At 40.3% G+C, this 15,058-nt stretch carries 17 protein-coding genes; 7 read left to right on the top strand and 10 right to left on the bottom strand.

The genetic code is table 11. From position 1 onward, the window contains the following. Position 1: 1 nt before the first annotated feature. Entirely contained in the window at positions 2 to 760 is a 759-nt protein-coding gene (locus tag CTN07_RS07590) for an energy transducer TonB (RefSeq protein WP_005299677.1), read from the bottom strand. 395 nt (positions 761 to 1,155) lie between these two features. On the opposite strand from CTN07_RS07590, the gene hutW reads away from it, so the two are divergent. From hutW to CTN07_RS07570, 4 genes are all read left to right on the top strand, one after another. Then, positions 1,156 to 2,547: a heme anaerobic degradation radical SAM methyltransferase ChuW/HutW gene (gene hutW / locus CTN07_RS07585; RefSeq protein WP_005299675.1), complete on the top strand. Its 1,392-nt coding sequence runs from the start codon at positions 1,156 to 1,158 to the stop codon at positions 2,545 to 2,547. 53 nt (positions 2,548 to 2,600) lie between these two features. Then, positions 2,601 to 3,125, top strand: a complete 525-nt coding sequence (hutX, locus tag CTN07_RS07580) for a heme utilization cystosolic carrier protein HutX (protein ID WP_036763981.1) — start codon at positions 2,601 to 2,603, stop codon at positions 3,123 to 3,125. After that, positions 3,125 to 3,682, top strand: coding sequence for a heme utilization protein HutZ (gene hutZ, locus CTN07_RS07575; RefSeq protein WP_005299673.1), 558 nt, complete (start codon positions 3,125 to 3,127; stop codon positions 3,680 to 3,682). The genes hutX and hutZ overlap by 1 nt, the downstream gene beginning before the upstream one ends. Before the next feature lie 240 nt (positions 3,683 to 3,922). Then, positions 3,923 to 4,318: a membrane protein gene (locus CTN07_RS07570; protein ID WP_036763978.1), complete on the top strand. Its 396-nt coding sequence runs from the start codon at positions 3,923 to 3,925 to the stop codon at positions 4,316 to 4,318. A 229-nt stretch (positions 4,319 to 4,547) separates the two neighbouring features. On the opposite strand, the gene CTN07_RS07565 is transcribed toward CTN07_RS07570, so the two are convergent. After that, complete coding sequence (locus CTN07_RS07565) at positions 4,548 to 5,117, bottom strand: hypothetical protein (protein WP_005299669.1); 570 nt, start codon at positions 5,115 to 5,117, stop codon at positions 4,548 to 4,550. Positions 5,118 to 5,447: 330 nt separating this feature from the next. Between CTN07_RS07565 and hypB the strand changes: the two genes are divergently transcribed. The 3 genes from hypB to CTN07_RS07550 all read left to right on the top strand — a co-directional run bounded on the left by hypB (position 5,448) and on the right by CTN07_RS07550 (position 7,186). Continuing rightward, entirely contained in the window at positions 5,448 to 6,185 is a 738-nt protein-coding gene (gene hypB, locus CTN07_RS07560; RefSeq protein WP_005299667.1) for a hydrogenase nickel incorporation protein HypB, read from the top strand. A gap of 14 nt (positions 6,186 to 6,199) precedes the next feature. Further along, positions 6,200 to 6,547: a hydrogenase maturation nickel metallochaperone HypA gene (gene hypA, locus CTN07_RS07555; RefSeq protein ID WP_036763975.1), complete on the top strand. Its 348-nt coding sequence runs from the start codon at positions 6,200 to 6,202 to the stop codon at positions 6,545 to 6,547. 186 nt (positions 6,548 to 6,733) lie between these two features. Further along, positions 6,734 to 7,186: a GNAT family N-acetyltransferase gene (locus CTN07_RS07550; protein ID WP_232282460.1), complete on the top strand. Its 453-nt coding sequence runs from the start codon at positions 6,734 to 6,736 to the stop codon at positions 7,184 to 7,186. Between the two features lie 36 nt (positions 7,187 to 7,222). On the opposite strand, the gene CTN07_RS07545 is transcribed toward CTN07_RS07550, so the two are convergent. From CTN07_RS07545 to torD, 8 genes are all read right to left on the bottom strand, one after another. Next, positions 7,223 to 8,011: a RecX family transcriptional regulator gene (locus CTN07_RS07545; RefSeq protein WP_005299665.1), complete on the bottom strand. Its 789-nt coding sequence runs from the start codon at positions 8,009 to 8,011 to the stop codon at positions 7,223 to 7,225. A 119-nt stretch (positions 8,012 to 8,130) separates the two neighbouring features. After that, positions 8,131 to 9,369, bottom strand: a complete 1,239-nt coding sequence (locus CTN07_RS07540; protein WP_146154882.1) for a hypothetical protein — start codon at positions 9,367 to 9,369, stop codon at positions 8,131 to 8,133. A 271-nt stretch (positions 9,370 to 9,640) separates the two neighbouring features. Continuing rightward, a complete protein-coding gene (locus CTN07_RS07535; RefSeq protein ID WP_050787763.1) occupies positions 9,641 to 9,853 on the bottom strand; it encodes a hypothetical protein in 213 nt (70 codons plus the stop codon). After that, complete coding sequence (locus CTN07_RS07530; RefSeq protein WP_005299660.1) at positions 9,850 to 10,395, bottom strand: HyaD/HybD family hydrogenase maturation endopeptidase; 546 nt, start codon at positions 10,393 to 10,395, stop codon at positions 9,850 to 9,852. The genes CTN07_RS07535 and CTN07_RS07530 overlap by 4 nt, the downstream gene beginning before the upstream one ends. A 2-nt stretch (positions 10,396 to 10,397) precedes the next feature. Continuing rightward, complete coding sequence (gene cybH / locus CTN07_RS07525) at positions 10,398 to 11,066, bottom strand: Ni/Fe-hydrogenase, b-type cytochrome subunit (protein WP_227000386.1); 669 nt, start codon at positions 11,064 to 11,066, stop codon at positions 10,398 to 10,400. A gap of 48 nt (positions 11,067 to 11,114) precedes the next feature. Beyond that, positions 11,115 to 12,818: a nickel-dependent hydrogenase large subunit gene (locus CTN07_RS07520; RefSeq protein ID WP_005299657.1), complete on the bottom strand. Its 1,704-nt coding sequence runs from the start codon at positions 12,816 to 12,818 to the stop codon at positions 11,115 to 11,117. Positions 12,819 to 12,821: 3 nt separating this feature from the next. Then, entirely contained in the window at positions 12,822 to 13,958 is a 1,137-nt protein-coding gene (locus tag CTN07_RS07515; protein WP_005299655.1) for a hydrogenase small subunit, read from the bottom strand. 356 nt (positions 13,959 to 14,314) lie between these two features. Further along, positions 14,315 to 14,962 (bottom strand): molecular chaperone TorD, encoded by a 648-nt coding sequence (gene torD, locus CTN07_RS07510; RefSeq protein ID WP_005299653.1) that lies wholly within the window; start codon positions 14,960 to 14,962, stop codon positions 14,315 to 14,317. Between the last annotated feature and the right edge of the window lie 96 nt (positions 14,963 to 15,058).

Genomic DNA, 15,058 nt, shown 5'->3' with positions numbered 1-15,058 from the left:
ATTAATCCAATTGAAAACGTACAGGAATATGAACGCGGTGAGCAATAGCTTGCCCATCAACGATATGTGAAGAAAACTTCCACTTCTTAATGGCTGTTAATGCCGCTTGATCAAGGATCTCTGTACCTGATGATGAGATCACTTTTTGTTTAATTTGTTTACCCTTTGGATCAATCCAGATCTCAACCATTACCTGTCCTTGAATCCCTCGGCGTTTTGCCAATCTTGGGTAAGAAACCGGCCCTGGTCGAGTGGCAAATGTTGGTCGGCTGACTAATTCAGGAGATTGAGTACCACTAGATAACAGTGCCTTTTTATTGTTAGCGGTATTAGCTACTTGGCTTGTTTCATTTTTCAGCTTGCTCTGAGGTTGTGGTTTAGTTGCACTCTTTACTGGCTTGCTATCACGGTTTTTTACTACCGGCTTTTGCTCCGCTTTTTTCGTTTTTGTTGTTTTATTCGCTACTTTCTTAGCCGCTTTCTTTGTTGGTGTCGTCTTTTTTACTAGTTTTTTTACCGCTGTTTTTTGTTCAATTTGCTGTGTTTTTTTAACAGATTTTTGCGGTTTGACTTCTGCTTTTGCAACATCTTGAGCCGGTGGTGGCGGAGCAATAGGTGCCGTCACTAGATTTAAAGAAACGGGTGCTATTTGATTACCTATTGGCATCGCTATTGCGTTTTGGCTTGGCACAGCAGAGAGAATCAAACCATGAATAATGACTGAAACTGCACCTGCTATTACATATCTTGTCGTATCCATCTGATGACCTAATAAAGCAACGTTGTTCATAAAAGTTAAAAATAGCGATTAATAGTGATAATAATCTGTGATGAATTAAGATCATGTTTTACACTGTTTTATTCTGTTCTAGTATAAACAAGTATCACCATTGATTAAGAATCGTTATCATTATCCATAAGATGAAAATAATATCAATTATCATTTGCAATATTATTCAGGCGAAACTATTATGCAGCGAATTAAGAGTCATTCTCAATAAGAGCATAGAAAAGACTTGTATAACAAAACGACATGTTCGTCATCGAGATAGTCGAGATAAAGGAAGATATTGAGGGCAGCTAATGATCACTAAGCATATTCAATAATAGGGAATCATGGCTGATGGGTAAGGGCTTTTAAAGACTAGAATTTCAATGAATCAAGAACACCAGATAGATATAAATAAATTAGATGAAAGTATTTTGGGTTTGCATTCTCCAGACCCTCTCCGTTTTGCTTTTAGTCGCAAGAAATCTGCACATGCAGGTGGTATGAATACAATGGTTCCTGCTGAGCAACACCAATCTTTAGGATTATCTTTACTTAGTGAGGAGAAAAAAAGATCGCTAGAACCTTATAGCCAAGTCAAAAAACGTTGCCTTTATGTGCATATCCCATTTTGTCGAGTACGCTGTACTTACTGCAATTTCTTCCAATACGCATCAAGCCAACAACTTATCGATGATTATTTTGCCGCTTTGATGATTGAGCTGAAATTAAAAGCACAGCAGCCATGGACCCAATCAGCACCGTTTCATGCTGTCTATATTGGTGGTGGTACGCCAACCGATTTAACCGCACAGCAAGTTAAACAGTTAGGAACGATGATTCGCAAACATTTTCCACTGACTACCGATTGTGAATTAACGCTTGAAGGTCGTATTAATCGATTCAGTGATGAAATGTTTGATTCTGCATTAGAAGGGGGATTTAACCGTTTCTCTTTTGGTGTTCAGAGTTTTGATACTCAAGTAAGACGTAAAGCTAAGCGTTTAGATGATCGAGAGGTAGTACTCGATCGCATTGCTGCTCTGGCTGCGACAGATCAAGCTCCGATCGTTATTGATCTGTTATACGGACTGCCTTATCAGACTTTAGATGTGTGGCAACAAGACCTAGAAGATTTCATGACCTCAGGCGCTCATGGTGTAGATCTCTATCAGTTGATTGAAATGGGTGGGACTCCAATGAAAAACCTTATTGATAAAGGCAAGCTCCCCGAACCTGCTGATACACAAACAAAAGCGACCATGTTTTTGATGGGGCATGATTACATGAGTCATCATCATATGCGCAAACTCAGTGTAAATCATTGGGCTCGTGATAATCGAGAGCGAAGCTTATATAACAGCCTAGCAAAAACTACAGCAGAAGTCTTACCTCTAGGGGCCGGTGCTGGTGGCAATATTGCAGGTTTTGGCATGATGCAACATCGTACTTTAGATGCTTATTTAGCTGCGATTAAACGTGGCGAATTACCGATTGCAATGATGACCAAACAAGCAAATCAAGCCTCTCTCCATGCCGAAATTAAAGCCAGTTTTGATCGAGGCGTACTTAGCCGATCTTCACTAGATTCGATTGGAGGCAAAGGGCTATATTCTTCTTGTTTACCTCTGTTTAAAGCATGGCGAGAAAACGGTTTAGTTGAAGTGAACTCACACTATGTCACTTTAACGTTAGCAGGACAGTTTTGGGCTGTAACCTTAGCGCAAGCATTAATAGAAGCAATAACACAGCAATTGAATCAGTCTCTGGCTGCCTAATTATTTAATCCAGTTATTAAACTTTACATCACAAAGACATAGGGAGAGTTATCTTGTTTTCTACTATTACCCAACAAGAACTAAAACAACAAGTGGCGCAATTACTTGAACAAGATCCAGCTTTACATGCCATGAGCTTAGCAGAGCAACTTAAAGTGACAGAAGGTGAAGTGGTTTTATCGTTTCCTGAATCTATGGTTAGCCATCTTCCTGGCAAGTTAGCTCAGTCTATTCTTGAACAATTGCCACAGTGGGGGCCGGTTACAACGATTGTCCATTCAATGGGCTCTATCTTTGAGGTAAAAGCGCCGTTTCCAAAAGGTAAAGAAGCGCGTGGCTACTATAATTTGATGGGACGTGACGGTGAGCTTCATGGTCATTTACGTTTAGATTTGGTCTCTGATATTGCGCTTGTTAGTAAATCTTTTATGGGGCAAGAAAGTTACTTTATTGGCTTTTTTGCAGCTCAAGGGGAGTGTGTATTTAAAGTTTATTTAGGGCGAGATAAAAAGCGACAACTCTTTCCCGAACAAATTGAGATGTTTAAAAAACTAAAACAATTAGGAGAAGATTCGTAATGAATCAAGTAAAGCAAGAACGCCTTCAAAGTCGACTGGAACCAGAAATCAAAGAATTTCGTGACAGTTGTTTAACGCTTCAATTAGCAACGGTTGATAATAGCGGTCAACCCAACGTAAGTTATGCTCCATTTGTATTATTAGAAGATGGCTATTATGTATTGATTAGCCAAATTGCAAAGCATGCGCGTAACTTATTAGAAAATCCCCGCGTCTCTCTTATGATGATCGAAGATGAAAAGACAGCTAAGGTTTTATATGCGCGCAAGCGTTTGACTTTTGAAGCAGATGTTGAAAAAGTCGAAAGAGAATCTGCTGCATGGCTTTTAGCTATTGATGGTCTAACTAACCGTTTTGGCGAGATTGTTGAAGGGCTCAGCGGCTTAGAGGATTTTGTATTATTTCGACTTAAGCCAACACACGGCCTGTTTGTAAAAGGCTTTGGTAAAGCATTCCAAGTGAGTGGTGATGATCTGATTGATTTTGTCCACTTAACAGAAGGGCATCGCAGAATTAAAGATGGCTCTGAGATCCAAGAACCGTCTGAAAAACTGTAAGCCTGTTATTTCTGTAATATCCAAAAACCCAAGATGCTCACTTGGGTTTTTCTGTTTTAAAAACAACCGATATTTGCCTTTTATGGCGCTATCATTTGGAGCCTAGGGTGTTTTAGCTGACCCTAGCAGACAGAAAAAATAAAGCATTGATCTTGATCATTCAAATACTGTACGAAACTTGATGATCTGGTGATACATGTGATAATTACACAGTTATAGTATCGTTATGGATCTAAAAATATGACTGAAGATAATAAAAAAGGCGTATGGTTTGCCTACATTGCTAGCTTTCTGACTCCGTTTACTTTGCTTGTATCTGGCATCATTGCCATTATTTATGCAGGTTACAAGATGAATAAAGGGACTGATGAGTTAACTTACAGTCACTATTACACCATTATTCGCAGTTTCTTTTTGTTCTTCACTTTCTTTGTGGTTCTTGGTGTAACTGCGGCAACAACAACGGGTATGGCTGCTGGCGCTGAATACTGGATTCACAGTGATATCCTAGACAAAATTTTGCACGTATTACCATTTATTGGTGCTGGCATTGCAGGTATTGCCGTACTGGCATGGCTAGCAAAAATTGTTCGTGGTATGCAGCGTTTAAGTGCAAATCAAGCTATTCCACTATAAAGACAGTTTGATAGAAATGAAGCTTTTGTAACTCGCTTCATTAAATAGAGCAGATAAAAGGGAGCCAAGAGCTTCCTTTTTTATTATCTACGCAAAAGTAGACCTGAATAAGCATTTTGGGTGAGATGTTGTTGATATAGTAAGAGTCATAACGATAGAAAAGAAATCCATAAAAAAAGCTGACACAAGAGGTCAGCTTTTGTTTGTCATCAATAACTTAAAAGAATGATTATGAGCGCTTAAATTTCGCCATTAGAGAATCAAGTTCTTTTAGTAGTTTGTCTGTTTTAGGATCCTGCTTCTTCATTGCAGTGATAGTGTTTTTCTCTAACTGCTGTTCCATCTTAGAGATAGCTGGATCGCTCATGATTGTTTGACGTTGCTTGATAAGCTTCTGTTGAATTGAAGCAAACTCTTTCGCAAGGTCTTTACGCTGTGCATCAGTAGTTTTCTGATCACGAGCTTTAGTTTGAATTTCACGTAGACGCTTTAGCTCTTGATCTGGGTGATAACCAAGTGCTTTTGCTTTGTTATCGAATGCAGTTTCGTAAGCTTTGATATCTTTAACTAGCTTAGGATTTGCTTTAAGCGTTTTATTACGAATAGTAGCTAGCTCTTGTTGGATCTGACCTACACGTTGAGCTGCCTGTTGTACCTGTGCTGAAACTTGCGGTCTTGCTGGTGCCGAGTTAGTTGCTGCCGGCGCTGCTGATACGCTAAATGCGCACGCAAGAGCAATAGGTGCTGCAAGTTTAACTAGCTTCGATTTGATACCAGGCTGTTTTGTCATATTAGTCATTGTATTTCTCTTCGTGCTTATATGAAGTTGATGCTTACAAATTATGCTTAATTGTTTCGACATTTGTCAGTGTAATGTCATAAAGACTGAAGCTAAGCTGAATAAAATAGAAACATTATTTTGCAACTGATGTAAGCAAATAGGAATAGCATTAGATAGATAAAATGAATATAGATGATAATTTCACTATCATTTCAGTGAGTTTGAGTGATTTATTTGTCTAACAAATTGCATTATTTCTTACTGGAATAGATAATGGCAACATAGAAATTGAATCAATATATTTCGTTGTTCGATTTTATCCGTTTTGTCACCATTTGGAGCTACGTTATGTGTCAAGATTGCGGTTGTTCTCTTCCTCGAGCTGGTCATCACCATCATCATGACCACAATTTACAAAGTAATCCTCAGTTAAATGATAAGAAGACGTTATCTGTTATCCATAAAATTTTAGATAAAAATGATATGGAGGCGGCTCATAATCGTGCGCATTTTGAAGCAAACAATGTCACAGCATTTAACTTAATGAGCAGCCCAGGTAGTGGTAAAACAACGTTGTTAGAGCATCTTCAACAGTGTACAGAACTAACATATGCGGTTGTAGAAGGGGATCTAGAAACTTCTCGTGATGCTGATCGTTTAAAAGCAGCTGGCATTGAAGCATACCAAATTCAAACTGGCTCTGCGTGTCACTTAGATGCCTTTATGGTTCATGGTGCGTTACATCACATCGATTTAGAGAAGCTTGATATCTGCTTTGTTGAAAATGTGGGTAACTTGGTTTGTCCTGCTAGTTATGATGTGGGTACTCATAAAAATATCGTATTAGTTTCTATTCCTGAAGGTGACGATAAAATTGAGAAGTATCCGGTAATGTTCCGCCGTGCAGATCTTGTGTTGATTACAAAATGCGATCTGATGCCGTATTTTGATTTTGATATGGAAGATGCTTACGCTCAGCTACGTAAACTTAATCCTGAAGTTGAAGTGATGCAGATCTCGGTTAAAGATATCGACACACTAAAGCCGCTAGCACAATGGCTGCAAAATAACCTCATTACTAAGTGATCGAGTAAGAGACTATGCACGAATATTCGATTGTTGGCGCGTTGATAGAGCAGTGCGAAGAGCAAGCGATAGCAAATGATGCCAACAAGGTAACTCGGGTAGCGATTAAAGTCGGTATCTTAAGTGGTGTTGAGCCTGCTTTATTAAGAACAGCTTTTGAAACCTTTAAGCTAGAAGGGATCTGTCATGATGCTGTTCTTGAAATTACCGAACAACCATTAGTTCTGCACTGTCGAGATTGTGGTCAAGAGTCAACTCACAGTGAGCGCAGTATTGCTTGTCAGCATTGCGGAAGTTTTCAGACCCAAGTTTTAGATGGTGAAGACTTGATGCTAATGCAGCTAGAAGTAGAGTCTGTTTAACTATATTAGTACGGTTAACCTCTCTTTATTAAGTATGAAGCGCTTTTGTATAACGGGCAATGTGTCAGTTTTTCTAATCTGACAGGTTGCCTGAGTTTTATGTTACGCGGTTTAGCCCCAATAAATACTTTTCTTATTGAATATTTTATGATTAATTACGCATAAATATTAAAGAGGTTGTCAGCCGTGTCATCGTTCGTTATTCGTTGTGCAGAAAAACAAGATATTCACTCAATATATCAATTGGAAGCGGAAGCCTTTGCCGATCATGGCTATCCACATTTCTTTTTTCGACAAGCTTATGATTGTTGGTCACAAAATTTATTTGTTGCAAAGAAAGGGGCGGATAATTTAGGTTTTATCTTATCTGTGCCGGCACTCAATACAGCAAGTCGAGACTGTTGGATTTTATCTTTAGCCGTCTCAAAGTTAGCTCGTGGGCAAGGCGTTGCAAAATCGTTATTAAATAATGTGATTGAAAAGAGTAAAGATCATTATGATCGTCTATTGTTAACGGTTGATCCCGAAAACCAAGCCGCATTGACTCTATATCAATCGGTTGGCTTTCAAGTGATCGCTGAAGAGCTCGACTATTTTGGTGAGGGTGAGGCACGTTTACAAATGGCGTATCTGCTCTAGACATGGGTAGTGACTTAACGCGATCGACAGATGTTGTTATTCAAAAGCGCATTTGATTTCATCTGAACTAAAGCCGTGTGAGCTTAAATACGCATAGGCTTTGTTTTTCTCTTTATAATCGGTTAAGTCATAACGTTTTTTGGCCAGTAGGGTGATGCAGTTGGCGTAAAAATCAATTTCACCCGATTGTGTTAATTCATCAATTATCTGGTCAAATTCACTGACATCAATATGTTTCATCGACAGCTCGCGACGAATTAATGCCGCTCCTTTGAGTTTTTTCGCAAGTTTGATGATCTCATTACGCAGGTTGGCATTTTGACCTTTAATGACCGCTTTTTCGAGTAACGTATTACCTGCTGGATGCTCAGCAATAGCATGGGTAATATCATTTAAACTAAAACCTCGTTTGAGCAGTGTATTAAAGACCTTTTCTTTGGTTGTATGGCTGAAATCTTCGATCCGGCTTAATCGTTCAACAACCAAATCGTACTCAGAGCGCTGTTGTTGATGACTCACACGTTCTAATGCATCGGTAATATCGGTTTCACTGATGCCTTTTTGCTTTAGTTTCTCAATCATGTAGCGTTTGCCATACTCATTGGCATAACTGGTTTCACAAAAGTGGATCGCAAAAGGGAGATCTTCTTTTAGATAACCATAGCCTTTCATTTGGGCGATAACCGTATCAACCCATTCTTGATTATCTGTTTTCGCTTCAAGCTTTGTTTTAAGTTCTGAAATGCTGTGATCGCGTAAATTGAGATGGTAGATCGCGCTATTAATGACGTTTTGTAATGTTTTTGCTGGCTGAATTTTTTTCATTATGTGAGATCGATAAGACAAGCTGTGGTAAAAGGATAACAGTAAACGCAAGGTAAAAAAATAAGCCCAGTTCAAACGAACAAAGGCTTATTTCGATTTATGTTCTGTCGTTTTATCTATTATTTACGACGAACTTTTAGATAAAGGCTACCAGCACTAATATTGGCACCTTCAAGATCTAACTTGCGGTTAATATTGATAGGGTAGTTTTTACCGATACGTAGTGCTGTGCGCCATGCAAAGACTTCGTTCGTAAACCCTTTACCTGCAAGAACGACCGATTTTACGCCAACTTGTTGATCAAGATGCTCAATCCAGTTAGATAACTTATCCACCAATGAATCATAGATACCGAAAGCTAATTGGGGAATATCATGCTCTTCTGTGATCAGACGATAACTCATTAGGCTACCGACCATTTTTTTCCAATCAATAGAGCGACCTTCGGCATCTGGATCGATATCAAAGTCGATTTGTTCACCGCGATAGTTAGGATAACTCATGGCTTGCGCTTGCAAACGGTCATTGAGTTCGGAAACATTTTGACCATCGAGACCCAAAACGGTTGCTGCAATAGCGAAGATGCCTGAGAGTTTTTGTTCGAAACCTGCCAAATTAAGCTGATGCAGTGCTTGGTATTGTTCTGGATATTGTTGTTTAAACTTATCCAAAATAGTCTTTTGATCCGCTTGTTCTAATTGAGCAATCAGATCATAACCAAAAGTCGACATCGGTTGTTGACGAAGGAAAGTCTCAGTTCGAGTAAATTTATCTTCTGTGACTATCTCGTCAAATCCCGCCTCACCAAAGTAAATTACGGCGCTATTTCGGCTATCACTATGATCTATACCGCCAGCAAGTAAAGCGCAGGTAGCAATATGCTCATGGCTAACCGTATTCTCTACCGGCTGGTGGTTAAAATGAATTCGACCTTTATGCCAAAACGCATTGATATGAGAGAAGCAACCATCTTCATGCAGTGGTTCAACAGCACGAACCGGAGTAATAGAAAATGCGTTAGGGTTAGCTTGAACTTCAGACCATCCCTCGTTTAACCAAGTCACTAACGGCTGATAGCGTTCTGCTTGGTAATGGACATAGCCAACACCTAATTGACGCAAACGTTCGGTAACAATGGCTAAGATACGATCATAACCAAAGACGATATCATAAAGCGCACGAGTCAACGTTGTTTGGTTTGGATTAGGTCTTACAGTGACTCTTGGTTTCTCTAAACTTGATAGTGCTAATACGTGTTGTTCTGGCACAATAAAATGCTGAGGTAGGGTATTAGGATTACAAATGAGAACCTGAGAGCGTGTAGGGTTTGCCGTTAATGCTGGTGGAAGTTCATCCAAGCTTAGCGTCAAGGTATGGTTTTGATAACTGAATGTGCTACTACGCTTTTCAAGCAGATCTTGGCATACCAGTTCAAGTTCAATAGCAAGGCCTTGTTCTAGCTGATCTTCACCGTGACAGATAGGACAAGCTAATTGCCAATCACCAAACTCGGCAGATTGATTATCACCAAAACGAGGTTGGCAATGTAGACAAAACGGTAATTGGTGATGAATGTTCTTTAGAGGCAGATTCGTACCTTCGCGGTGAGGTACTTCTCTAATGTGACTTTCAAGCAGGCCACACCGAAACCATAAAGGATTTGGATATACGTTCAGCCAGTTGTTCTATCTCGGCTTGCTTACCCACGGCTTCAATGAGATACCGATTGTTTTTACCACTGATGCTGATTTCTAAGTGTTCAGTAGCCAGAAAATGGTTACAAAGCGCAGCATAGAAAGGCACTGGTCGAGAACAGATGAATTCAAATTGAATCAGCTTCATAGCTCAACTCCACGTTTATAGGCGGTTGGAATTAGATCATTGATTTCAATATTATTGATTCGCTGACAATCGACACCTAAGCTTTGTAGATGCTGAATTATTGCTTTTTCCATGGTTGGAATCGCGGCATGAATACGAGACGTTAGGCCTAAATGCATGGGTTCTAAAACCGTTGGTGTGATGCCTAGTACATAGGTTTTCGGACGATCTCCAACCATTTCCATCATGATAAGCGTTTGCAGCATTTCAACTTCATGAGCACTACCTTGCCAATCAATTTCGGCAGGAGCTTTATCAAAATCAAAGAAATACACTTCCCCTGGTTCAACATCGGCAGCATTGACGGTATCGACAACAACAAGATGATCGTATTGAGTTAGGGTAGGTATGAGGCTGTGAGCGAGAGTGCCACCATCAACCAGATCAATTTGATGCTCGGGATGGTGGAATTGATAGTTTTCTGATAGGTAGTTGACGAAATGTACGCCGACACCTTCGTCGGCGTACAAGACATTGCCAATACCAAGTAGCAATATCTTCATAGTTAGTGTTTTTCTTCTTCTACATCTTCAGGCTTAACATGAACCGGATGGTAAGCATAACCTGACATAATGGCATCGGCAGAACCGGTACGGAAACGAATACCTGTCCAAATCACCATATAAACGTGACCTAAAACGAAAATAATAAACGCCCAAGTCATAATATGGTGCCATTGACGTACTTCAGCAAGGCCACCCATGATGTAAGTAACCCATTCCGCCATAGGCCATAACATACCACCGATACCTTGGTGATAAACGTTAGCGTATAGCGTTAAGCCGGTAATACACATGAAGACGGCAACAACAGAAATACCCGCGTAGGCAACAAGTTGAAGCGGACCATAAGCCCCTCTGTGTGGCGGTAAACCAACAAAGAAGTAAGCCTTAAATTGCTGAATCCAGCTTTTTATACTGAAAGCGTCTTTAAACGACATTCGTTCCGCTTTACTCTTTTGACTAAAGAAAAAGAGATAAAAACGAACGGCCGTAATCGCGAGCAATAAAAAGCCAAAAATTTCATGAGCAAAACGAATCCAACCTTGCTGTAATACGTTAGTACTCTCCGGTCTCACTAGAAATGGCCAAGCGATGTAGAAACCAGTAATAACCAGTCCTACAATCGATAAAGCTCGTAACCAGTGACATACCCGGATGAGAAACGAAAACATGTAGGATCGTTTATACAACACAGTATCATTTGCCATAACGCACCTATCTTATACAGGTTGAGCTGCAATACGGAATTCACTCAAAGATTGACCCTTGTAGTCCATCACGTGTACAGAACAAGCCATACATGGGTCGAAAGAGTGAATAATACGAAGGATCTCAAGTGGCTTAGTTGGCTCTGCCAGTTTTAGACCAACAAGAGAAGCTTCGTATGGACCAATACGTCCGTTACCATCAATAGGGCCAGCGTTCCAAGTTGTTGGGACAACCGCTTGATAGTTCTCAACCAGACCTCCCTTGATACGAATCCAATGGCTTAGTAGACCACGAGGCGCTTCTAAAATGCCCACGCCTTTGTATTCTTTATCTGGGTCAATCGTTGGTTTGATGTAAGTTGTTTGATCTGAATTTAGGTTTGCAACCATAGACTCAAAAGTTTCTAGACCGTGACGAGCAATAACGGTGGTATGAAGCATACGAGCCGCAGTACGACCTAAAGTAGTAAATAGTGCTTGAGCAGGTAGACCAGTTTTCGTTAAGAACTCATCAACAACATCCACAACAGGCTTGTTACCACGAGCATAGTTCACCGCGATGGTTGCAAGAGGACCAACCTCAACAGGTTCACCGTTGTAACGAGGGGATTTAACCCAAGAGTATTTGCCCGCTTCATTAATGGTTGGAATATTACCCATCAGTGTTTCACGCTGAACAAACGGTGTTTTCTCTGGAATTGTAGTGCCATCGTACGGATGTTGAGGCTGTTTCGCATCATACCAAGCGTGAGTTACATCTTCTTCAATTAAGCTTGGGTCTACATTTTCAGCATGAGACAGATCGCAGTTACGAATAACACCATCAGTAAATAGATGATCATCTGGGTTAAGCAAGATGGACTCTGCTGCCATAAAGGTGTGAACGTTACAGCCACCAAGAACATCTGGAGAAGTTGCGTACGCTTTAGCCGCCATCACCAAATCGGCGTAATAAGCGCGTTCAACAAACTCTGCTACGTGTTGGAATTTTTGCTTAAACTCTTGCAAACGAGCAGGGTCTAGCATGTCACGAACGCAAGTTACACCACCAACAACAATAGATTGTGGATGTGGGTTTTTACCGCCCCAAAGTGCCATACACTCAGCTGCAATACGCTGAATTTCTAGTGCTTTTAGATAGTGAGATAAACCAATTAGGTTCTGCTCTGGTGTAAACTTATAGGTTGGGTTGCCCCAGTATGCATTAGCAAATGGACCAAGATTACCCGTATTTACTAAGCCTTGTACTTTCTCTTGTACTGCACGAAGTTCACCTTCGCCCGCAGCCATTGGAGTTGCAGAATACTTCATTGCTTCTTGAGCCGCTTTTGCTGGATCAGCACTTAGCGCAGAAACCACATCGATCCAGTCCATGCCATGTAAAATATAGAAATGAACAATGTGATCGTGTAACTGAAGCGTACTTAAAATTAAGCTACGAATATATTTAGCGTTTAAAGGTACTTGTGCATTAATTGCATCTTCAACCGCCAATGTACCGCAAAGATAGTGAGATGAAGTACATACACCACAAATACGCTGCATTAGTAGACCGACATCATAAGGTGTACGGCCTTTCATGATAATTTCTAGACCACGAAACAGGGTAGAAGAGGCATACGCTTTTTCTACCACATTGTTTTCATCGAGTTCAACCTCGATGCGTAAGTGGCCTTCGATACGGGTAATAGGATCGATAACGACACGTTTACTCATGGATTATTCCTCGACTTTCTTTGCAAAAATACTTGATACAGCGTGAGCACCAATACCAACAGCTGTTAGACCTAAAGTCACCGCGCCAATTGTATCGGCTGTTGCATCTAATCCATGAAGAGGCTTACGACTTAATGGTTTTTCAAAGTCTGCCATATCGTCCCAAAAATCAGGTTCTGAGCAGCCAATACAACCATGACCTGCAAGTACTGGCCAACTGGTGTGCGCATTAAAGCGTTCTGTTGGACAGTTATTGAAAGTATAAGGACCCTTACAACCCATCTTAAATAGGCAGAATCCATTTTTAGCGTTGTCATCGCCAAACTCTAATACAAATTCACCAGCATCGAAGTGACCACGACGTTCACAGTTATCGTGTACGCGTGCACCATAAGCCCATTTAGGACGGTTAAAGATATCTAGCGCAGGAAGACGGCCAAACATAATGTAGTACATTAACGTACCAGTAATATTCGCTGGGTTTGGTGGACAGCCTGCAACGTTAATTACAGGTAAGTCTACAACCGCACCGACACCTTTTGCTCCAGTTGGGTTAGGGCTTGCCGCTTGAACACCACCAAAGGATGAACAGGTACCTACACACATAATCGCCGCAGCATCTTTTGTTACGCGTTTGATCAGGTCAACACCCGTTTCTGCTTTATTACCAATGGTTAAGAATGTGCCGTTATTTGCAGTAGGGATCGCACCTTCAACAGCTAGAAGATATTTACCTTTATAATTTTTGATTGCGTTATCAAGGTTTTCTTCTGCTTGCATACCAGCCGCTGCCATAAGAACTTCTTGGTACTCAAGGGAAACGTGTTCAAACAAAATTGTGCTGATATCAGGAGTTGTTGTACGGACGAATGACTCTGAGCAACCAGTACATTCTGCCATACTTAGCCAAATAAGAGGGACGCGATCAGCTAACTCTGCTGCTTCTGCAACCATAGTGTTAAATGGCATAGGAAGAGCAAGTAGAGAGGTAATAGTCGCACTCCAAATCATAAAGTCGCGACGACTGATGCCATGAGATTCTAACTTTTGTTGAAATGATTCGTCACGAAGAGGTTTCATTTCACGTAATTGAGCAAGTCGTTTCTTACCCAATTCATAGAGGGCTGCATGAGAGTCCATGTATTAACCTTGTAAAAAAGTAATGTTAACAGGGATTAAAAAGCATATTCGCAGCGATTCTATTTCCAAAAAGGAATCCAAAGTGTGATCTAGATCACGTTCAAATCTTTTGTAATACAATAATACTGAAGAAAATAATTATTTTTATGAATTGATCATGTTTTTAGCATGGAAATAATTAATAACTTAGTGATTTAGTTGGGTATTCTGAGCGAAGGGTGTTGGTATTGAGTGTTATTATCGTTTGTGGTTTTATGCAAAATTGAACGGTTTTTATGAATAAAATAATATTTAATGGCTATAAAAAAACCCACTTACAACGCAGTAAATGGGTTTGTATTGCTCAGTCGTATTTTTTATTCGCCAGCAAGGAAAGTCAGATCTAATTGACAGAAAGCGACAAGAAGAGACGACGCTGCTGCGTAAAAACCGAACTGATCAAAGCGATGACAAGTTTGACTAAATTGTGGCAACCAATTAAGCAGCTTAGTTTCAACAAATTCTTTTTGCGCAAGCATTAACTCTTCGCGCTGTTCCTCTGTTGGTTGCTGGTTAGCCATAATGATCAAGTTGCCCATAAAGTCTAATTCAACTGCAAGGTGATCGGCTGGCTCATTGAACTCTTTACGTTGTGCAATGCCGTATTGATTCATTAGCTCATTCATTTCTTGAGCTGGCTTGTCGTTTAGTAGACCCGTTTTACCCACATACATAGAAGCATAAGGTAGGGCACCTGATTTTGGAGTGCTTAGGAACAAACCGCAAAAATCAGCGGCCAATTCAAGTTGTGCATCTTCACGGGTTTCTAGTTTTGTCAGTGCAGCTCGTAATGCTTCAACCGGTGCTTTGAGTTCTGCTGTCATTGCAAGGCCAGATAAGAAATTGCACATCTCACCGCCTTGGTAATTTTGGATATTTTCGCTTGTTAATTCATGAGCGAAAAGAGAAGACATCCACCAGTAGATTTCAGCACGTTGTTCGTTGAAAGCAATAAATTCTTGCATGGTCTCTCCAGACTCGTAAACAGATTTAAATATATACCCAAGTAACTTCAAGGTGCTAGGTCTAAAGTCACTTGGGTATAGTATATTTGAATCCAC

It is taken from the genome of Photobacterium damselae, from assembly GCF_003026815.1.
Taxonomy (GTDB): Bacteria; Pseudomonadota; Gammaproteobacteria; order Enterobacterales; family Vibrionaceae; genus Photobacterium; species Photobacterium damselae.
This window is presented reverse-complemented; position numbering and strand designations above follow the sequence as displayed.